Here is a 20,732-nt window from a genome sequence, read left to right on the forward strand (position 1 = left end):
GGATGAAAGGAGATTGGTCGTGAGCGCTGATGCCACAGAATGAGCGGATCAGCCTCGCGCAGTTTGCGAGGCTTCCCGTAGTTGTTGCTGCGACTTCAGTCGCCGGTGACCGGCTGCGCGCGGAACTTTCTATTCAGGCCGGCCACGCCACAAGCGGTTTACGCGCAGAACGTCGCAGGCCGAAGGATCTATACCCTGTCCAGCACGTCAGCCGGGGACCACAACCGAGACTTCTCCGGTGTTGATATCCAAGCACGTGCAAGATAGGGAGATTGGCGCGCCACGTCGACTCGGTGTCAGGACCGGCGACAGATCTTCGGCCGCAATGGTTCGTGCGAGGCAACGACGGTGTGGGGCGGCTTGAGACGATCGTTCGCGGGGCTGGCTCCTCACCGGCGACTGAAGTCGCAGCAACAACTACGAGAAGCCTCGCAAACTGCGCGAGGCTGTTCGGGGTCGGAAGCTGGTTTCGGCTGCGGAGGATAAACGCTTCATCCTCCCCCTGGGTCGACTCACCATGACGTCGAAGAGGGCGCGGTTCGATGCCCCAGCTTCAGTGCGAGGCAGGGGTTTGCGTCGCGAATGGGTCGAGGGAGCGGAAGGCGGCGCGGATCTGGGCGTCGGTGAGGAGCGGGGCCTGCGGGAGGAGGGGGCGCGCTGCGTCCAGGGCGGGGATCTCGCGCGCGTGGGCGCGCATCCATGCCTCCAGGCCGCGGAGCGCGCGGGCGTTGGCCTGGCCGTGCGGCGTGCGGTCGCCCGCGGAGGGCTGAAGGATGGCGGTGAGCGCCAGCCGCGGCACCGGCGCGAAGGCGATCTCGGACAGCTTGGCGCGGTACTCCAGGTCGGCCGCCGTCAGCGCCAGCCCAAGCCGGTGGTCGATGGCGTGCCGGCCTTCGTGCGCGAAGATGCCGCTCCGCACCGCGGCGGCGTCGTACGCGGCGATGAACGCGCGCTGCAGTTCCGCGCCCGCGAGGCCGCGCGCCCGCAGGCTGTCGGCGATCTGCCGCGTGCCGTCGCGCTGGAGGCGGTCGAGCACGCCGGGGAGAAAGCCGTACGGTGCCCGGGCCGCGCGCCCCCAGTCGTCCGCGCTGTCGGCGGGAAGGCGGCGGGCGCGCTCGTCGCCGGGGCGCGGCTCGACCCAGCGCGCCCACGCCTGGAGCGCACCGCCGGCGCGCGCGGGGCGGACCTCGTAGATGGCCGCCGTGTCCGCCCAGCCGCCGTGCGCCGCCTCGCCGTCCCACGCCCAGGTCTGGAACCCGTCGGACGCCAGCTCGTCGAGCACCACGTAGCGCAGCCGCGCGGCGTGGCCGTACTGCTCCACCGTCTCGGCGCGGTCCAGCACGGCGTGGCCCAGGTGCAGGTCGAAGTATCCCGCCGTGTTGCCGAGCCCCGCGTAGGTGCCGAACCGCTCGTGGACCGCCGACTGGAACGCCGCCCAGCCGAACGCGGGCGCGGCGCCGGCGGGGAAGAGCGCCGGCCACAGGCGCCGCGCCCCGGCGTCCAGGTCGCGGCGGAAGGCGCGCGAGTCGCCCTTCCCCAGCGCGGTCAGCCGGTAGTACTCGTCGGTGGTGGCGCGGACGCGGCGCAGGAAGGCGGCGTACGCGCCGACCTCGGCGATCTCGGGCGACGCGGGAAGGCCGGCGCCCACCGCCGCCGCCTCGTCGAACATCCGCGACGCGGCGAGGGCGCGGAAGAGGGCGAGGTGCTCGGCACGCACCGAATCGCCCCCCACCCAGCGGGGAAGGAGCGTGGAGAGGGTGGAGTCCGCGCCGCCCAGCTCGTTGCCGGGCTGGCCGAGGGTGGTGAGGAAGTAGGACTTCCACCCGGCCAGCGCCGCGGGCCCGTCGCCCGACAGAACGGCGGTGGTGACGAGCTGGCGCGCGGGGCGCAGCATGCCGGGCCCCGCGCTCACCACCGGCTGCAGCATGGCGACGGCGAGATGGAGCGCGCTCTCGTCGCGGCGGGAGGGCGCTCGCCCGGCCAGGCGCGCCTCCAGCACCGGCTGGGTGGCGGCGGCGCCGAACTGGGTGGCGGCCTCGGCCGAATCGTCGAGCGATTCCGCCATCTCCATCGCCTTGCGGGCCGCCTCGCGCGCGTCGGCGAAGCGGCGGCGGGCGGTCTCCATCCGCGCGAGCCCGGCCCACGCCTGCGACGCCAGGGCGCCGGCGTTCAGCGCGGCCGAGTAGTGCGCTCGCCCCGCGTTCACGTCGCCGCGGTAGCGCCAGGCGAGCAGCGCCAGCATCTGCTCGGCCCGCGAGCGGTCGCGCGGGGCGGCGCCGGGGAGGTGGGCGGCGGAGTCGAGCAGCGCTTCCGCATCTCCCAGGCGGTGCTGGATGAACGCCTCGGCGCCGCGCACCACCAGCCGCTCCGCGCGCGCCTCAGCCGCAGGGTCGCTCGGGCGGGCGCAGGTCGCGGCGATGCAGAAGACCAGCAGCGGTGCGGGGAAGCGGCGCATCGTCGGGGGATGGAAGACCGGAAGGCGGCAAGCGGTGCATCCCGACGTAAATCCCCGCATCCCCTCTCGTCAATGATCCTGAACAGATGAATCTCACACGGAGGGAACGGAGGTAACGGAGAACTCACCGCGAGCGCGGTTTTCCTCCGTTTCCTCCGTTCCCTCGCGTGAAACCGATCTTTCGGTATCTACAGGTTCAACCAGTAGTTGAACTTCACGAGCAGGACGTTGGTGCTGGGCGAGCGGTCGCCGTCGAACAGGCGGCCGAAGTCGCGCGCGAAGCGGAACTGGCCGTTCGGCTCGAAGTTCTCGCGCCCCTGGCTCCACACCACGAACAGCGTCGACCCCGGCCGGTACTCCCAGCGCAGCACCGTGTTGGTGCGCAGCGCCTTGAAGTTGAAGTCCGGCCGTCCGAACGAGAACTCCGGTGTCCCGTCGCCGTCGCGGTCCACCGAGTACAGCCCGTCCTCGAGCGAGAGCGCGTTGCCGAAGTGGCTGAAGCGCGAATCGAAGCTCTTCGCGTGCGGGTCCACCACCTCCTTCAGTCCCCCGTACTCGCCCGTGGCCACGAACGGCTGCGCGTAGAAGTCCAGCGTGAGGCGCGGGGTGAAGGCGTAGCTCGCGCGCGTGGTCAGCGACACCGAGCGCTGGCGGATGTCGGCGAACACGTAGTGCGGCTGCCCCGCCGCATCCCGCGGCGCCGAGACGAAGATCCACGGGTCGCGGCCGACGGTGAGGCTGGGCCCCGCCGTCAGGCGCAGCCGCGCGCCGGCCCGCAGCGTGGCGTCGGTCCCCACGCTCCAGCTGTGCCCCACCGTGCTCCACTCGTTGTAGCCGTCGGCCCAGATGTCGCCCGAAAGGCGGCGGCGCGGGTCGCTGTTGATCCCCGCGTCGTAGTGCGTGTACGCCGGGCCGATGAACGACGGCCCGCCGCGCAGGATGTCGGTGCGCAGCGCCGGGAACTCGGTGTCGCTGCCGAAGTAGCCGCTCCAGTTGTTCCGCAGGTCGGCCGAGCCGTTCACGTTCATTCCCGTGGTCAGCCGCTCGCCCGCGAAGTTGTAGCCGTTCCACGCGTTGAAGTTGGCGTCCCAGCGCAGGAAGCGCTTCGTGGGCTCGAAGTGGTTGTAGCCGATCCATCCCCCCTGCAGGAACCAGTCGGTGCTGCGCTGGAACCCCAGGTCGTTCATCTCCAGCCCCGGCGAGCGGGCGTGCGCGTACAGGCCGCCGCGCATGTGGCCGCCGCCGGTCTTCTCCACCTTCACGTCGGCCAGCCACCCGCTCAGCGAGGTGCGCGTGGGGTCGAACTCCACGTCGGCCGCGTCGGGGCGCTGGAAGTAGTGGCCGGGGCCCAGCTGGATGCGCGAGATGGCGGCGGTGCTCCCGCGCACCAGCGAGCCCAGCGCCGACGCGCGCAGCTCGTAGTTGCCGCCCCAGAAGCGGTGCCGCCCGTCTACCCCCGCCAGGAAGGCGTCGCGGGTGAGCAGCGAGAGCCGCGGATCGCCGGCGTCCAGGTCGCGCACGGTGGCGCTGGCGATGGCGCCGATGGCGCTCTGGCCGCCGCGGAAGTCCTGGATCACGCGGCCCACGAAGTAGTTGGTGAGCGGCTCCACCGTGGCCGCGCGGCGGACGCCCGACGGGTCGATGTACTCCGTCTGCTCGCGCGCGGTCAGCGCGTCCAGGATCCCCACCGAGAGCCCGCCCGCCGTCTTCCCGCTGACCTTGGCGGCGCCCAGGATGGTGGTGTTCTGCGGGCGCTCGGCGAAGTCGCTGGCCGGGTCCGAGGCCTGCGGCTCGCGCCCCAGCCGGCGCGAGTAGAAGGGCTGGTCGTTGCCGAAGCCGCCGCTGCGCACGAAGTACGGAAAGCTCACGCCGAAGCGGAAGATGTCGGCCCCCTCGGTGAAGAACGGCCGCCGCTCGGAGAAGAAGGTCTCGAACGCGGTCAGGTTCACCTGGCTGGGGTCGGCCTCCACCTGCCCGAAGTCGGGGTTGATGGTGGCGGTAAGGGTGAGGTTGGAGGTCAGCCCGTAGCGCACGTCGGCGCCGACGCCGCCCACCGCGTCGTTGGGCGAGAAGAAGGGGTCGCCCGGGCGGTTGGGCGCGCGGGTGAGGCGGGCCAGGGTGTAGGGGATCACCTCCAGCCGCCGCCCCGAGCTCACCCCGCGGATGCCGTGCAGCTCGCCGAACTGCGAGACGAAGCCGTTGCGGTCCGGCCGGATGTTGGACCAGTCGTCGCGCTCGTTGCGCCGGGCGATGTCGCGCCCCACGTCGAACCCCCACGTCTGCCCGGCGGAGTCCGCGCGGGTGCTGAAGCGCAGCTGCGACAGCGGGATGCGGTACTCGGCCACCCACCCGGCGCTGTCCACCTTCGTCTCCGACTCCCACACCGCGTCCCACCCCACGTCCTCGCTGGTGTCGTTGGAGTGGAAGACGTCCTTCTGCACGTTGGCCGGGTTCACCGAGAAGCGGAATGCCGTGCGCTTGTCGTTGTAGCTGTCGATGGTCACGTGGATCCACTCGCTCGTGACCCCGCTCATGTCGCGCCGGCCCACGGGGGCGACGATGGAGTCGGGCGACGGGTCGAAGGCGCGGACGCCCACGTAGATGGCCGCGTCGTCGTACACCACGCGCGCCTCGGTGCGGAGCGAGGCGGCCGAGCCGGGGTTGGGCACCCGCTGCACGAAGTCGGCGAGCGGCTGCGCCTGCGCCCACGCGGCGTCGTCCAGCACGCCGTCCAGCTTCGGGGCCGCGCCGGTGATGCGCACCGCCGTTCCCGGGCGGCGTGCCTCCGCCGCCGCGGCGCGCGCGGGCGGGGCGGACTGCTGCGACTGCGCCAGGGCGACGGCCGGATGGAAGGAGACGAGGAGCAGCGCGGGAAGGGTGATGCGTGACCGCATGGTCGGGTCTCCGACGCTCGGGAGGGGGCAGCCGGATCCGCGGTGCGCGGAGGAGCGGCTGTCGTGTGCGGGATACCACCTGGTTCGTCTTGGATGCACGCCGCGCGCGAAGGGTTGGAAGCGATCGCGGCGACGTCGTGGACAGGCATGCTAATTATCTAGCATTAAGGACGCAAGAGTTTTCTGCTGGGATTCCAGCATCTGAACCCACCCGCGGCTGGTCTCCAGCCAAGTGTTTGCCAAACCTGCGTTTACGGCCGCAATGGTCCGGATGTTGCTCTTCTCCCGGGCGAACCCTGAACCGAGGAGGCGCAGGATGCAGAACCCCCAGGAACGTCCGCAGGCCCAGCTTTCCGTGGTGGGCGCGTGCACGGTGACGGACTGCAAGTTCAACGAGGCCCACGAGTGCCACGCCGGGCAGATCGAGGTTCGCGTGGGGCAGGACGGCGCCCACTGCGCCACCTACACCCCCGAGGCCTCCACCCGCCCGCGCCCGTAGCGGCCGGCCGGATCAGCGGACCAGGGGCCCCTCGCCGGGGCCCCTTTTTTTCGTTCCGCACCATCCTCTGTGAGATGCCTGTTGTATCTCTTCGTCCCGCGGGATCTATTCAGGGACTCGCGGGACGGATTCGGCAGAGGAGATGAAGTGACGGAGACGGGATCGTTGGCGCAGCCAAACATCTTTGCGGGCGCGCGGTTCGACCGCGCGGCGCTGCTGCGGCGGGACGGGGACTGGATCGGCGAGCGGCTGCGCGACCCGGCCAGCCGCTTCGCGCCCGTGTGGCAGCTGAAGAACCTGTTCGCGGCGGACGGCGAGCCGCGCGTCCGCTGGCTTACCGCCGACGAGGCGGCGCCGCTGCTGGGCGCGGGGACGGCGGTGTTCCTGGGGATGGACGACGGCGCGGCGCACTTCGCGGTCGAGGTGGGGCACGAGGACCCGGCCGACGTGGCGCTCGCGGCCGGCGGCGAGTTCGAGGAGCTGCGCCGCCACGGCTCCATCCTGCCGCCGCGCGACGCCGGGATGCTGGCCTTCGCGCGGGGGATGATGCACTGGCACGCGCGCCACCGCTTCTGCGGCGTGTGCGGCGAGCCCACCGAGGTGCGCGACGCGGGGCACGTGCGCGCCTGCACCGCGCCCGCCTGCGGCGCCGTCCACTTCCCGCGCACCGACCCCGCCGTGATCATGCTGGTGACGCACGAGGATCGCGCCCTGCTCGGCCGCCAGTCGAGCTGGGACGCGGGGCGCTACTCCACCCTCGCGGGCTTCGTGGAGCCCGGCGAGAGCCTGGAGGACGCGGTCGCGCGCGAGGTGTGGGAGGAAGCGGGCGTGCGGCTGGGCGAAGTCCGCTACCACTCGTCGCAGCCGTGGCCCTTCCCGTCGTCGCTGATGGTGGGCTTCACCGCCGAAGCCGCGGACGAGCGCATCGAAGTCGACCACGACGAGCTGGAAGACGCGCGCTGGTTCACCCGTGACGACCTTCGCCGCGGCCTGGCCGGCGGCACGCTCCTTCTCCCCTCCCCCATCTCCATCTCCCACCGTCTGGTGACCGGGTGGCTGGAGGGGGGAGTGAGGTAAAGTGCGGGGGATGGAGATGTGATCGCGGCGAGAGGAGAGGCATCGGCGCGCGTCCGCGGCTGGCTCCCTCCCCCGGCCCCTCCGCCCGCTCCGCGGGGGAGGGGAGAAGTGCAACTTCGGGATGTAAACCGCACAGAGACGTCATCCTGAGGCCGACCATGACGGACTTGTCCTGCACAACAGGCGGCAGGCCGAAGGATCTATAGCCGGCATCGCACGTCGAATGCGGTATCGCATGTCTGTTCCCGATCAAGGTAGCTTTCGAGAAAAGAAAAGCCCCGCCGCCGCTATACCTCGAAAGGCTACCCCAAGCGGAACTTGGGGCTTCGCGGAACGACAGGGCTTCTGCGATGATGTAAATCGCGTCCGCGTCACAGCGGAACCGGTTTTGGCGGAACCACCAGCGGCAGCAGCACCGCCGCCGCCAGCGCCAGCGCGGCGCCGGTGAGGAACGCCGCCGCGGAGCCGAACGCATCCCAGACCAGGCCGAAGAGGATGCTGGCGAAAAGGACGGAGACGCCGGTGACCGCGTGGTACCAGCCGAACGCGCTTCCCCGCACCGCGGCGGGGGCGAGTGCGGCCACCAGCGCCTTCTCCGGCGCCTCCGTCAGCCCGAAGAACAGGCCGTAGGCGACGAAGAGCGCCCACGCGTGCCACTCCACCCCGGCGAACGCGAACCCCGCGTACACCGCGGCGTAGACCACCCATCCCCCCACGATCGCCGCGCGCGGGCCCGTGCGGTCGCTCATCCGCCCGCCGATGACGCTCCACACCATCTTGCTCACGTGCAGCGCCGCCCAGAGCAGCGGGATCAGCGCCACCGCCACGCCCAGCTGCCGCGCGCGCAGCAGCAGGAACGCGTCCGACGAGTTGCCGAGCGCGAACAGCACCAGCACGCCCAGGTAGCGCGGCATCACCGGCCCCATCTCCGCCAGCGGCGGGAGGATGCGGCGGCCGGGCGCGGCGGGCCCGGCGGCGACGGCGCGCGGCGTCTCGCGCACCTTCGCCATCACCACCAGGAAGGTGAGGATGCCGGGAACGAGCGCCAGGGCGAACACCACGCGCAGGCGGTGCGGCTGGTCGCCCACCACCACCAGCAGGAGCGCGCTGGCCAGCAGCGGCCCGATCACCGCGCCCGCGTGGTCGGCCGCGCGGTGGATGCCGAACGCGGCGCCGCGCACCTCGGGCGCCACCGACTCGGCCAGCATGGCATCGCGCGGCGCGGTGCGCAGCCCCTTCCCCACGCGGTCGGCGAAGCGGATGCCGAGCACCTGCCACGCGCCCGTCGCCAGCGCGATCAGCGGCCGCCCCGCCGCGGCGATCCCGTATCCCCATGCCACCAGCGCCTTCCGCTTCCCGAAGCGGTCGGCCACCACGCCGCTGGCCAGCTTCAGCAGGCTGCTGCTGGCCTCGGCCACCCCCTCGATCACCCCCAGGAACGCGGGGCCGGCGCCCAGCACGCCGGTCAGGAAGAGCGGGAGGAGCGGGTAGATCATCTCGCTGGCCGAGTCGTTCAGCAGCGAGACCACGCTCAGCCAGAGCAGGTTGCCGCGCAGCAGCGAAGCCTTGCGCGGCGGCAGGGCTTCGGCGGCCGCGGGGGGATCGCCAGGCATCACGGCGTCCGCCGCCGCGAGCGGGCGGACGCGCGGCGGGGCCCGGCGCGAGGCGAGAGCGGGGAGAGGGTCATCCGGTCCGGCGGATTGGGAGATGGACGCGCGAAGCCCCGCCGTGGACCTTCCGCGGCGGGGCTTCGCGCATCTCCGCGCGCTATCCGAGGAGAACGACGGCGATGATGACGCCGACCGCGACGGCGGCCACCAGGTACCACCAGTCCTTGCTTCCCATCGGCGCCACGCGCTTCGACTCCGCGGCGGCCACCTGGCTGCGCACCTCGTCGGTCGACGGGTAGAGCGACGGCGTGCGAACCGCCTGTGGCTGGGCCAGCTGCGTGGCGGGCGCGGCGTCGCTGTGGCTGGCCACGGCCTGCTGCGCGTGCACGGGAGCCGCGCACAGCATCAGCGCGGCGGCGGTGTAGAGCACCTTCCGCATACGAACCTCCTGAAACGGGGATACGTCCCTGGGTTGTGGGATGTGTCCGGTGCTGATGCAAACTCCGTGCGGGGACCCCGCAGCGCGTTGCGGACGCAGCACTTCCGCGGGGGATGGAACCGCGTGCCGCTACCGCAATCTGCGGCCGGACCCCGCACTCCGCGGCTGGGCGATTCACGCCGGGAGGACGACGAGAGTGTGAATCATCTCGCGGGCCGGACAGGCATAAGTCATCATCTCACAAGTACTTGCAGGCCGGATGATCCACGCTCGTCCTGCGCGTCCGCGTCTGTATCGCATTCGGCTCATCGATTGCCATCATGGGATGGTGCGTAATGGAAAGCTCGCGAGCTGGCTTCCGCACCGGCGGCTGAAGCCGCAGCAACAACTACGGGAAGCCTCGCAAACTGCGCGAGGCTGTTCGGCTCGGCAGCCGGTTCCCGTTCCGGAGGACGCCTCCATTCCGTCTATCGTCGTCGCGAATTGCGGTGTTCGACTCAAGGAGGCGCCGTGGGGTGACGAAGCGCGGTGGCGTTTGCCCTCGCTCTCCGCGCCTCCGCGTCTCCGCGTGAGATCCCGCGATGCATGGAGCCGCGCACCGGTGTGGCGGACGCGGCCCCGCCCGCGGATGGATCGGCGCGGAAAATTTTGCGCGGCAAGGAGTTGTGGTCCGCGCGGCTGCGGGGGACGAGGTGAGCGCGGCTCGGTTGACGAAACTCTCCGCCCGTGCGATACTCCGGGTGAGCGCCGTTCGGACGCTCGTTCCCGTTCCCGCCGGCTGGCATGCCCGGCGGGAATTGCTTTCCCGGTGTTCCGCCGCGGGCCTCTCCCAATCCACCGCTCCTGATGATCGCCGGGATCGTGCTGGCCGCCGGGCGCTCGCGCCGCATGGGGCAGCCCAAGGCGTTCCTGCGGCTGGGCGGGGCCACCTTCCTGGAGCGCACCGTCGCCGCACTGCGGGAGGGGGGATGCGGCGAGATCGTGGTCGTCACCGGCCCGCCGGACGAGGCGCCCGCGGCCGAGACCGCGGTCGCGGCGGAGCGGCTGGGCGCGCGCGTGGCGGTCAATCCCCATACCGGCTCGGAGCAGGTGGACTCGCTCCGGGCCGGACTGCGTGCGCTGGGGGAGGGGATCGCCGCCGCCGCCGTCGTCCCCGTGGACGTCCCCGGCATCGCCGCGGCGACGGTGCGGGCGGTGATCGACGCGTTCGAGGGCGATCCCCATCCCCCCATCGTGCAGCCGTGCGACGGGGAGCGGCACGGGCACCCGGTGCTCTTCGCCCGCGCCCTCTGGCCGGAGCTGATGGCGGACCCGCTCCCCGACGGCGCGCGCACGGTGATCCACGCGCACGCCGCGCAGCGCGCCGAGGTCCGCGTCCCCCACCTCGCGGCGGACGTGGACACCCCCGAGGACTACCGCCGGCTGCTGGAGATGGAGGGGTGACGGAGGGAGACGGGGCGCCGCTCGCGCTGGCCGAGGCCGTGCGCCTGGCCCGCGAGGCGCTGGACGGCGGCGAGCCGATGGTGAGCCTGGCGGTGATCGACTCGCGCGGGGATGGCGCGCCGCCACCGGGGACGCGGATGGCGGTGTGGGCGGACCGCCACCGCGGCACGCTGGGCGACCCGCGGCTGGACGCGCAGGCGATTGCCTTCGCGCGCGAGGCGCTGGTGCCGGGCGCGCGGCTGGGGACGCGCGAGATCTCCGCCGGGGGAGTCGTCGCCGAGGTCTACGCGGAGCCGCACCACGCGCCGCCGGAGCTGGTGATCGTGGGCGCGGGGCACATCGCCCGGCCGCTGTGCCGCATCGGCGCGCTGCTGGGCTTCCGCGTCACCGTGCTGGACGACCGCCCCGATTTCGCCACCCGCGAGCGCTTTCCCGAGGCGGAGGTGGTGCGCCGCGCCGACTTCTCGGACCCGTTCGCCGGCGTCTCCATCTCCCCCCGCACTCACCTGGTGCTGGTGACGCGCGGACACAAGTACGACTTCGAGGCGCTGCGCGACGTCCTCCGCCGTCCCCAACGGCCCGCGTACATCGGGATGGTGGGAAGCCGCCGCCGCACCCGCGCCGCGCTGGAGCAGCTGGCGCGCGAGGGGCTGGACGCGGAGCGCATCGCCGCCGTCCGCGCGCCGGTGGGGCTGGACGTGCACGCCGAGACGCCCGAGGAGATCGCCGTGGCCATCGCCGCCGAGATGGTGCTGCTGCGCCGCGGCGGAACCGGCCGCCCGCTGCGCGAAACCGAGCGCGTGTGGGAGCGCTGGGTGGCGCCGCGAGGTGAGTCTCGCAACCCGGACGAGGGCGCCCCGTAGTATCTCCCCGAGGCGGGCGAAGCGGCCCGCAACAGGGAACCCGCGACCACGGAAGGACCGTGTACCGCACCTGCATCTTCTGCTCGGCGGACCTGGGGACGAACGACTCGCTGGAGGCGTTCCCCGTGTCGAAGAGCATTGCGTTCGACGGCTGGAAGGGCCGCCTCTGGGCTATCTGCCCCAAGTGCGCGCGCTGGAACCTGGCGCCGCTGGAGGAGCGCTGGGAGGCGGTGGAGGCCGCCGACCGGCTGTTCACCGACGCGCGGCTGCGCGTGCAGAGCGAGAACGTGGGGCTGGCCAGGCTGCGCGACGGCACGCGGCTGATCCGCATCGGCCAGGCGCTGCCGGGCGAGATGGCGGCCTGGCGCTACGGCGACCAGCTGGTGAAGCGCCGCCGCCACTACCTGCTGGTCACCGGCGCCGCCGCGGCCGCAGGGATGGCGATCCTGGGCGGGTTCGCGTGGCTGACCGCCACGGGCGGCTTCTACTCGCTGGTGAACGTCGGCGCCTCGCTGTACCGGCAGAAGAAGCAGCGCAAGGTGGTGTACCGCCTTCCCGCCGAGCGCAGCCCCACCGGGCGCGAGGTGCTGCTGCGCCGCTGGCACGCCGCGGGATCGGTGCTCCGCCCCGGCGTGGTGGACGGGATCGCGCTGGTGGTGCCCGACGCGGCGCGGAAGGACCCCAGGACCGACGGGTGGGGGAAGCCGAAGTACGTGGCCGAGCCGCTGGTGCTGCCCGACGTGGACGCGCGCGCCTTCCTGAACCGCGCGATGGTGCACCTGAACGAGAGCGGCGCCTCGCGCAGGCGGCTGGAGGGCGCCGTGTCGCTGCTGGGGCAGGCCGGCTCGGCCGAGGACTTCCTGCGCCGCACCGCCGCGCAGGGGCGCTCGCTGGGCAAGCGCCGCGACATGCCCGACCGCGCGCTGGCGGCCGAGGGCGCGCTGGCGCTGGAGATGGCGCTGCACGAGGAGCAGGAGCGCCGGGTGATGGCCGGCGAGCTGTCGCTGCTGGAGTCGGCCTGGCGCGAGGCCGAGGAGATCGCCTCGATCGCCGACAAGCTGGCGCTTTCCGCGGGCGCCGAGCTGGGGTGATGCGGAGACCGGAGTCGTCTCGCTCTCCCTTGGACAGGGAGACGGGTGGGAGATCGTTTGATCTCTGGCCAAAATGCCCGACGCACCCGCGGAGGAGGTGACGGGGTGATGTACCGCCACTGCATCTACTGCTCGGCCGACCTGGGGACGAACCAGGAGCTGGAGGCGTTTCCGGTCGGCCGCACCGTCGCGTTCGATGCGGCGAAGGGGCGGCTCTGGGCCGTGTGCCGCAAGTGCGCGCGCTGGAACCTGGCGCCCATCGAGGAGCGCTGGGAGGCGGTGGAGGACGCCGAGCGGCGCTTCGTGGGGTCGCGCCTGCGCGTGCAGGCGGAGAGCATCGGGGTGGCGAAGGCGCCGGACGGGACGCGGCTGGTGCGCATCGGCACCGCGCCGCCGGGGGAGCTGGCCGCCTGGCGCTACGGCTCGGAGCTGCGGCGGCGGCACCGCTGGTTCTGGCCCGCCGTAGCCGTCGGCGTGGGGGCGGCGCTCGTCCACGTGCTGCCGTTCGGGATGGCGGCGGCGTTCGCGCCCGGAGTCTACTTCGGCGTGGCGCAGTACGTGGGCTCCACGCGCCGGGTGATCCGCATCCCCGCGCCCGAGTCGCCCACCGGCGAGGCGCTGGACCTGCGCGGCGTGAACGTCTCCGGCGCGGTGGTGCGCCCCGGCGCCGGGCCCGGCGACATCCGGCTGGAGGTGCCGACGGACGGGCTCTGGGACCGCATCCGCGGCTCCGGCGCGCGGCCGGACCGGCCGGTGGTGACGCTGCACGGCGACGCCGCCCGGCGTACGGTGGAGCGCGCGATGCCGCTGGTGAACGCGTTCGGCGGGAGCCGCGCCACGGTGGGCCAGGCCGTCACCGAGCTGACCCGCCACGAGAGCGCGGCCGCGGTGCTGGACAGCCTGGCGCGCAACGGCGCCCGGCTGGGGGTGACGATGGTGACGGGGAGCCACCGCACCGGCGGCGCGCCCCTCACCGGCGCCCGCGCGCTGGCCTTCGAGATGGCCCTGCACGACGAGACCGAGCGCCGCGCCCTGCACGGCGAGCTGAAGCTGCTGGAGAGCGCCTGGCGCGAGGCGGAGAGCCTGGCGGCGATCGCGGATCGGCTGGCGGCGCCGGGGGACTGAAGTGCCAAGTGCCAAGTGCCAAGTGCCAAGTGCCAAGTGCCAAGTGCCAAGTGCCAAGTGCCAAGTGCCAAGTGCCAAGTGCCAAGTGCCAAGTGCCAAGTGCCAAGTCCTGAAACGCACAGAGAGACGTCATCCTGAGGCCGGCCACACCGTCGTTGTCCCAGCATGAGCGGTTGCAGGCCGAAGGATCTGTGGGCGAGGTCGCACGTGCGCTTCCGGATTGCACGATCGGCTGTACCGAAAGCCTTGATGTGCTTCCCGGCTGACGTGCTGGACAGGGTATGGATCCTTCGGCCTGCAACGTTCTGCGCGGAACCCCGATGCGGCGTGGTCGGCCTCAGGATGACGTCAGGCGAATGGGGCGGAAGGCCCCGCTCTCAGGACGCATCGGGATGCAGTCGCAGCAGCTTGGGTGTTCGCGAGCCGCGGCACCTGCGTGAGGGATGCGCGCCCGGAGGGCCGGGACGGCGCCGCGCCGGGATGATGCCGGGAAATCCGCGCGGATGCGTGGCGCGGCGGTGGCCCGGCGCGGTTGGCAACGGTCGTATCGTTGCCTACCGCGCGCGCAGCCCGGTTTGGCGCCTGGGCGCCAAACACGCCCAGAACCCGTAGTTCAAAGGCAGTACGTGACCGAAGACCTGGCCGTCTACACCGCCGCGGAAATGGCCGCGAGAGAAGGGCGCGCCGCCGTGCTCGCCACTATCGTGCGCTGCCGCGGCTCCACGCCGCGCGGGTGCGGGAGCAAGATGCTGGTGGACCCCGAGCGCGGCCTGACCGGCACCGTGGGCGGCGGCTGCGGTGAGGGCGAGGTGATCGAGGCCGCGCGCGAGGTGCTGGCCACCGGCACCCCCCGCCTGGTGCACGTGGACCTGACCGAGGACCTGTTCTCGTGGAGCCCCGCCGTGTGCGGCGGCACCTTCGACGTTTTCCTGGAGCGGGTGGACCCCGCCGCAACCGCGCACGCAGGAGCCCGATGACCACGACGGCCGCCCCGCCGGAAGACGCCGTCCACGCCGCCACGCCCGGGGTGTGGAAGCGCTACGGCGCCTACCTCCGCCGCCCGCCGCAGCTGGTGGTGGAGTGGAACGACGCGGAGACGCCGGCGCGCGGATGGCTGGTGATCAACTCGCTGCGCGGCGGCGCGGCCGGCGGCGGCACCCGCATGCGCGCGGGGCTCACCCGGCGCGAGGTGACGTACCTGGCCAAGACCATGGAGCTGAAGTTCTCGTTCAGCGGCCCCCCTATCGGCGGGGCCAAGAGCGGGATCGACTTCGACCCCGCCGACCCGCGCCGCGACGGGGTGCTGCGCCGCTGGTTCCGCGCGGTGGCGCCCTACCTGGGCGCCTTCTACGGCACCGGCGGCGACCTGAACGTGGACGAGCTGCGCGACGTGATCCCCTGCTGCCACGAGGCCGGACTGCAGCACCCGCAGGAGGGGGTCATCCGCGGCCACCTGCGCCCCGACGCGGAGGGGATGCGCCGCGCCTTCCATCACCTGGACCGCGGCGTCTGCGCCCCCGTTCCCGGCGAGCTGGGGGTCCGCGGGACGGAGCTGACCGTGGCGGACCTGATCACCGGCTACGGGCTGGCGCGCTCCATCATCCGCCTGTACGAGGAGCAGGGGCGCTCGGTGCGCGGCGAGCGCGTGCTGGTCGAGGGCTTCGGCGCGGTGGGCGGGCCGTGCGCGCTGTACCTGGCCCGCGAGGGGGCGCTGATCGTGGGCGTCAGCGACCGCGACAAGGCGCTCGTCGTTCCCGCCGGGCTGGACGCGGAGGAGACCGAGGCGCTGCTGGCGGCGCGCGACGACAAGGACCTTTCCTCCGCCGACCCGCGGATGCTGTACGGCGACGCACGGCGCGCCTTCGGGCGGGTGGAGGCGGAGATCTTCGTGGCCGCGGCCGCATCGGAGACGCTGGACGAGGCGGCGCTGGACGCGCTGCAGCGGCAGGGGGTGCGGACCATCGCCTGCGGCGCCAACACGCCGTTCCGCGAGACGGAGCTGGGGGCGACCTCGGTGACGCGGCACGCCGACGCCACCTTCTCCATCGTCCCCGACGTGATCGCCAACTGCGGGATGGCGCGCGCCTTCGGCTTCCTGATGGCCGAGGCCGGGGGGATCGAGGCGGAGCCGGTGTTCCGCGCGGTGGACCGCACCATCACCGACGAGCTGCACGAGACCTTCGAGCGCAACCAGCGGCGCCCCACCGGCCTGCTGGGCGCCGCGCTGGACCTGGCCATGGAGCGGGTTTCTCTCCCGTGACCGGCCGCGGCACTACCCCGAATCCGGTTCACTACATTAGTTTCCCTGTGGCCCACCCTTTCACTCCCCGGATGGAAGACGCATGACGGCAGTCCAGACCCCGCTCCGAGCGGACCAGATCGCCATGGTCCGCAGCGAGCTGCTGCGCTCGCTGAACAAGCTGGAGCGCAGCCTGAAGATCAGCGGCGAGAGCGCGCGCCCGCGAGACCTGGAGCAGGACACGGTGGGGCGGCTGTCGCGCATCGACGCCATCCAGAACGCGGGGCTCACCGCCAACCTGGAAGAGCGCGAGCGCCAGCAGCTGGGGCAGGTGGTGGACGCGCTGCGCCGCATCGAGGACGGCACCTACGGGGCCTGCAACGGCTGCGGCGCCGTGATCCCCTTCGAGCGGCTGATGGTGTTCCCCGAGACGCTGGCCTGCGCCGCCTGCACGCGCGGCAGCTGACCGACCCTCCCCGCCGTTCCCGAATCCAGACGGACAAACGCGGATGACGAGCCGCCCGGAGCCCCGTGCTCCCGGGCGGCGTCCGTCGTGATCGCCCCGCACCCTCAACCGATGGATCTCACGCGGAGACGCGGAGACGCAGAGAACTCATCGCCGCCGCGGAACCCCCCGCGTCTCCGCGTCTCCGCGTGAGATCGACGGGAGCCCGGCGTGGCGCGCGGCGATCCGTCCCGCGATTCCCGCGGTTCATCTTTTCCCGTCCACCGCTCGCCCCATCTCCGCACCGTCGGCGGATGCGCGGATGTTTCGTGTCAGCAGCGCCGTCGCCGGTGAAAACGTCCGTAGTCGCACCGGCCGGGCGTTCTCCGGTAAAGGATGAGGAAGCGGCGTGCGCGCCGCCCGCACCCACCGCGCGGCCGGGAGGGGCGAGGATGATGGCTGAAGCGTGAGATGAAGGACGTGGAAGGCTGAGCACCAATGCCGCGCCGGGCTTCATGCCCGGGTGCGATGCGGAACGGGCCCGAGGCGGAAGCGCCGGCGGGCCGCGTCGCCCCGCGCGGGGCGATTCCTGAAGCCGCACAGCGGGCATGCGGACGCGGAGCGCAGCACCGGCCCCGACGCACACCAGCCCGGCGGCTCGGCCCCCGGCCCGCGGGGGAACGGTCGGTTTCGCACGGCGGCCAGGGCACGCCGCGCAAAAGGTTCGGACGGGCGCTGAACCGCGTGGAGCCGGAAGCGTTCGCCCGCACCTCTCCGGACCACGGCCCCGCCGTGCCGCTGTCGGGCATGGCGGGGCCGCTTCTTTTCTCCGTGACGGGGAAAACGAAAGGGGGCGCACCGGATTCGCGGCGCGCCCCTCGTCCATCATCCCCCGATGTCGCCTACGATTCGGGGCCGCCGCGGAGGGCGGTGAGCCACGCGGGCGGCTGCGAGCCGAACTGGCGGTGCGTGCGCCACAGGTCCTCCACGATCAGCGCCACGGCCTCGTCGCGCCCCGCCTCGGAGTCCCGTCCACCAGCAGCGTCAGCGCGGCGCGGGCCGCGTCTTCCGAGAAGCCCTGCTGCTCCAGCGCGTGCGCCACGAACCACACGTTCAGCTTGCGCAGGGTGGCGCTGTATGGGCGGCGGCCGTCCAGGAAGTGCTTCAGCCCCATCGGGCTCATCCCCACCGCGCGCGCCACGGCACGCAGCGAGGTGGCCTCGGTGGCCAGCCGCGCCGCCTGCCGGATGGCCTCCACGGGCGTGCGGCGGTCAGGCTGAGGCATGCGCCCCCTCCTGTCCGCAGCGGCCCGCGGGCCGTAAAAACTGTGTAACTCTGGTTGGATTACACTGGGTAGACTACGCCGCGCCGCCGCTCGCCACAAGTAGGGCGCCGCAAGATCTGCAAAGTTAACGCGGCAAAGCGCACAGGTGGACGACGGAGATGGAGGCCGGTGCGGATCGTCCCCTGCGGTGCTGTGCCCCGCCGCGAACCTTCCGGTGTATCAGCCCGCGGCCGCCCGGACCTTCGTACTACCGTACTTCCGTACTTCGTACTCGAAGAGGTTTGCCCGGCCGGGGCGGATTCTCTAGATTCCGCGCCTCTCGCCCCGCACCCCGAACAGGAACGCACGCTGTGGATAGATCGGCACTTACGCACACCGACACCTTCGTCCGCCGGCACATCGGGCCCGATGCGGGCGAAGTGGCCGAGATGCTGGACACGCTGGGCTACGACACCCTCGACGAGCTCATCGGCGCCACCGTCCCCGCCTCGATCCGGCTGAACCGCTCGCTGGAGCTGGGGCCGGAGCGCAGCGAGTACGAGCTGCTGAACGAGCTGCGCAAGATCGCCCAGCGCAACAAGGTGTTCCGCTCGTTCATCGGGATGGGGTACCACGACACCATCGTGCCCGCCGTCATCCAGCGCAACGTGCTGGAGAACCCGGGGTGGTACACGCAGTACACGCCCTACCAGGCCGAGATCGCGCAGGGCCGCCTGGAGGCGCTGCTGAACTACCAGACCATGGTGATCGACCTCACCGCGCTCCCCATCGCCAACGCCAGCCTGCTGGACGAGGGCACGGCGGCCGCCGAGGCGATGGCGCTGGCGTACCACGTGGCGGGCTCCGAGCAGCGCAACACCTTCTTCGTCGCCCGGGACTGCCATCCGCAGACGATCGACGTGGTCCGCACCCGCGCGAAGGCCCGGGGGATCGACGTCCTGGTGGGAGACCACGCGGAGCTCGACTTCTCCACCCCCGTCTTCGGCGTGCTCCTGCAGTACCCGGCCACGGACGGAGCGGTGGTCGACTATGGAGATTTCACCCGTCGCGCGAAGGAGGCCGGCGCGGTGGTCACCGTCGCCGCGGACCTGCTGTCGCTGACGCTGCTGGCGCCGCCGGGGGAGTGGGGCGCCGACATCGCCGTGGGCAACACGCAGCGCTTCGGCGTCCCCCTGGGCTACGGCGGCCCGCACGCGGCGTACTTCGCCTGCCGCGACGAGTACAAGCGCCAGATCCCCGGCCGCATCATCGGCATCTCCAGCGACGCGCAGGGGAACCCGGCGCTCCGCATGGCGCTGCAGACGCGCGAGCAGCACATCCGCCGCGAGAAGGCCACCAGCAACATCTGCACGGCGCAGGTGCTGCTGGCGGTGATGGCGTCGATGTATGCCGTCTACCACGGCCCGCAGGGGCTGCGCGACATCGCCCGCCGCGTGCACCTCTACGCCGAGATGCTGGCGGAAGGCGCGCGGCGGCTGGGCTACACCGTCGTCCACGAGAACTTCTTCGACACCGTGCGCATCGACGTGGGCACGCGCCTCGTCTCGGTGATGGCGGCGGCGCGCGAGCGCGGCTACAACCTGCGCGCGCTGGACGAGCACTCGGTGGCCGTCGCGCTGGACGAGACGGTGGGGATCGAGGATCTCGATGCCGTCCTGGTCTCGCTGAACCGCGGCTCGCCGCTCCCCTTCTCCGTGACCGCGCTGGCGGACGAGGTGGAGGAGGAGATCGCGGCGCCGTACGCGCGGACCAGCGGGTATCTCACCCATCCGGTCTTCCACACGCACCGCAGCGAGACGTCGATGCTGCGGTACATCCGCCGGCTGGAGTCGCGCGACCTGTCGCTGACGCAGAGCATGATCCCGCTGGGGTCGTGCACCATGAAGCTGAACGCGACCAGCGAGATGTTCCCCGTCTCGTGGCCGGAGTTCAACCGCATCCACCCCTTCGCGCCGCTGGAGCAGACGAAGGGGTACCAGGAGATGTTCCGGCAGCTGGAGCACGACCTGGCCGAGATCACCGGCTTCGCGGCCGTGTCGCTGCAGCCCAACGCCGGCTCGCAGGGCGAGTACGCCGGCCTGCTCTGCATCCGCGACTGGCACGAGCATCGGGGACAGGCGCACCGTGACGTGTGCCTGATCCCCCAGTCCGCGCACGGCACCAATCCGGCGAGCGCGGTGATGGCGGGGATGAAGGTGGTGGTCGTGGGTACGGCACCGAACGGCAACATCGACCTGGACGACCTGCGCGCGAAGGCGGAACAGCACGCGGAGAAGCTGGCCGCGCTGATGGTGACGTATCCGTCCACCCACGGCGTGTTCGAGGAGGAGATCCGCGAGGTGTGCGAGATCATCCACGCGCACGGCGGGCAGGTGTACATGGACGGCGCCAACATGAACGCGCAGGTGGGCCTCTGCCGCCCGGGCGACTTCGGCGCCGACGTGTGCCACCTGAATCTGCACAAGACCTTCTGCATCCCGCACGGTGGCGGCGGGCCGGGGATGGGGCCCATCTGCGTGGCCGAGCACCTGCGCCCGTTCCTCCCCGGCCACCCGGTCGTCCCGGTGGGGCAGGGGGATCACGGCGCTGTCTCGGCCGGGCCGTGGGGGAGCCCCAGCATCCTCCCCATCTCGTACGTCTACATCAAGCTGATGGGGGCGGAGGGGCTCACGCTGGCGACCAAGATCGCGATCCTGAACGCCAACTACATCGCGAAGCGGCTGGAGGAGCACTATCCGGTGCTCTACCGTGGCGCCAACGGCACGGTGGCGCACGAGTGCATCGTGGACCTGCGCCAGCTGAAGAGCGCGGGGGTGGAGGTGGAGGACGTGGCCAAGCGCCTGATCGACTACGGCTTCCACGCGCCCACGGTCAGCTTCCCGGTCGCGGGGACGATGATGATCGAGCCGACCGAGAGTGAGCCGCTGAGCGAGCTGGACCGCTTCTGCGACGCGATGATCGCGATCCGCGAGGAGATCCGGGAGGTGGAGCTGGGGATCCTGGACCGCCACGACAACCCGCTGAAGAACGCGCCCCACACCGCCGCGGTGGTCACGGCGGACGAGTGGAGCCACGCCTACGGGCGCGAGCGGGCGGCGTACCCGGCCGCGTGGCTGCGCGAGCGCAAGTTCTTCCCCCACGTGGGCCGCGTGAACAACGCCGCCGGCGACCGCAACCTGATCTGCGCCTGCGTCCCCATCGAGGACTACGCGGCGATGTCGGCGTAGCTACTGCTGAAGCATCATCCCACGGCAACGGGGCGCCCTC

Annotated in this window: 15 protein-coding genes; 10 read left to right on the forward strand and 5 right to left on the reverse strand. The window is 72.1% G+C overall.

Annotation, left to right across the window (positions count from 1 at the left end; genetic code table 11):
- Window positions 1-553 precede the first annotated feature (553 nt).
- Both VLK66_RS24370 and VLK66_RS24375 read right to left on the reverse strand, forming a co-directional pair.
- Window positions 554-2,455, reverse strand: a complete 1,902-nt coding sequence (locus VLK66_RS24370; protein ID WP_325312105.1) for a hypothetical protein — start codon at window positions 2,453-2,455, stop codon at window positions 554-556.
- Between the two features lie 188 nt (window positions 2,456-2,643).
- Window positions 2,644-5,349, reverse strand: coding sequence for a DUF5916 domain-containing protein (locus tag VLK66_RS24375; RefSeq protein ID WP_325312106.1), 2,706 nt, complete (start codon window positions 5,347-5,349; stop codon window positions 2,644-2,646).
- Between the two features lie 316 nt (window positions 5,350-5,665).
- On the opposite strand from VLK66_RS24375, the gene VLK66_RS24380 reads away from it, so the two are divergent.
- Both VLK66_RS24380 and nudC read left to right on the forward strand, forming a co-directional pair.
- A complete protein-coding gene (locus VLK66_RS24380; RefSeq protein ID WP_325312107.1) occupies window positions 5,666-5,848 on the forward strand; it encodes a DUF1540 domain-containing protein in 183 nt (60 codons plus the stop codon).
- A 165-nt stretch (window positions 5,849-6,013) separates the two neighbouring features.
- Complete coding sequence (nudC, locus tag VLK66_RS24385; protein ID WP_325312108.1) at window positions 6,014-6,925, forward strand: NAD(+) diphosphatase; 912 nt, start codon at window positions 6,014-6,016, stop codon at window positions 6,923-6,925.
- Window positions 6,926-7,296: 371 nt separating this feature from the next.
- Here the strand turns inward: nudC and VLK66_RS24390 are convergent, their stop codons facing one another.
- Window positions 7,297-8,538, reverse strand: coding sequence for an MFS transporter (locus tag VLK66_RS24390; protein WP_325312109.1), 1,242 nt, complete (start codon window positions 8,536-8,538; stop codon window positions 7,297-7,299).
- Window positions 8,539-8,692: 154 nt separating this feature from the next.
- Window positions 8,693-8,974: a hypothetical protein gene (locus tag VLK66_RS24395; RefSeq protein ID WP_325312110.1), complete on the reverse strand. Its 282-nt coding sequence runs from the start codon at window positions 8,972-8,974 to the stop codon at window positions 8,693-8,695.
- 846 nt (window positions 8,975-9,820) lie between these two features.
- On the opposite strand from VLK66_RS24395, the gene VLK66_RS24400 reads away from it, so the two are divergent.
- From VLK66_RS24400 to VLK66_RS24430, 7 genes are all read left to right on the forward strand, one after another.
- On the forward strand, window positions 9,821-10,417 hold the full coding sequence (locus VLK66_RS24400; RefSeq protein ID WP_325312111.1) for a nucleotidyltransferase family protein: 597 nt from the start codon (window positions 9,821-9,823) through the stop codon (window positions 10,415-10,417).
- On the forward strand, window positions 10,414-11,280 hold the full coding sequence (locus VLK66_RS24405; protein WP_325312112.1) for an XdhC/CoxI family protein: 867 nt from the start codon (window positions 10,414-10,416) through the stop codon (window positions 11,278-11,280). The genes VLK66_RS24400 and VLK66_RS24405 overlap by 4 nt, the downstream gene beginning before the upstream one ends.
- A gap of 59 nt (window positions 11,281-11,339) precedes the next feature.
- On the forward strand, window positions 11,340-12,371 hold the full coding sequence (locus VLK66_RS24410) for a hypothetical protein (RefSeq protein WP_325312113.1): 1,032 nt from the start codon (window positions 11,340-11,342) through the stop codon (window positions 12,369-12,371).
- A gap of 105 nt (window positions 12,372-12,476) precedes the next feature.
- A complete protein-coding gene (locus VLK66_RS24415) occupies window positions 12,477-13,496 on the forward strand; it encodes a hypothetical protein (RefSeq protein ID WP_325312114.1) in 1,020 nt (339 codons plus the stop codon).
- Between the two features lie 626 nt (window positions 13,497-14,122).
- Window positions 14,123-14,473: an XdhC family protein gene (locus VLK66_RS24420; RefSeq protein ID WP_325312115.1), complete on the forward strand. Its 351-nt coding sequence runs from the start codon at window positions 14,123-14,125 to the stop codon at window positions 14,471-14,473.
- Window positions 14,470-15,756 (forward strand): Glu/Leu/Phe/Val dehydrogenase dimerization domain-containing protein, encoded by a 1,287-nt coding sequence (locus VLK66_RS24425; RefSeq protein WP_325312116.1) that lies wholly within the window; start codon window positions 14,470-14,472, stop codon window positions 15,754-15,756. Before VLK66_RS24420 ends, VLK66_RS24425 begins: the two co-directional genes overlap by 4 nt.
- A gap of 82 nt (window positions 15,757-15,838) precedes the next feature.
- Window positions 15,839-16,201: a TraR/DksA family transcriptional regulator gene (locus tag VLK66_RS24430; protein ID WP_325312117.1), complete on the forward strand. Its 363-nt coding sequence runs from the start codon at window positions 15,839-15,841 to the stop codon at window positions 16,199-16,201.
- 970 nt (window positions 16,202-17,171) lie between these two features.
- Here the strand turns inward: VLK66_RS24430 and VLK66_RS24435 are convergent.
- Complete coding sequence (locus tag VLK66_RS24435) at window positions 17,172-17,465, reverse strand: hypothetical protein (protein WP_325312118.1); 294 nt, start codon at window positions 17,463-17,465, stop codon at window positions 17,172-17,174.
- A 350-nt stretch (window positions 17,466-17,815) separates the two neighbouring features.
- On the opposite strand from VLK66_RS24435, the gene gcvP reads away from it, so the two are divergent.
- Window positions 17,816-20,692, forward strand: a complete 2,877-nt coding sequence (gcvP, locus tag VLK66_RS24440; protein WP_325312119.1) for an aminomethyl-transferring glycine dehydrogenase — start codon at window positions 17,816-17,818, stop codon at window positions 20,690-20,692.
- Window positions 20,693-20,732 lie beyond the last annotated feature (40 nt).

Origin of the sequence: Longimicrobium sp. (assembly GCF_035474595.1) — a bacterium.
Classification (GTDB): domain Bacteria; phylum Gemmatimonadota; class Gemmatimonadetes; order Longimicrobiales; family Longimicrobiaceae; genus Longimicrobium.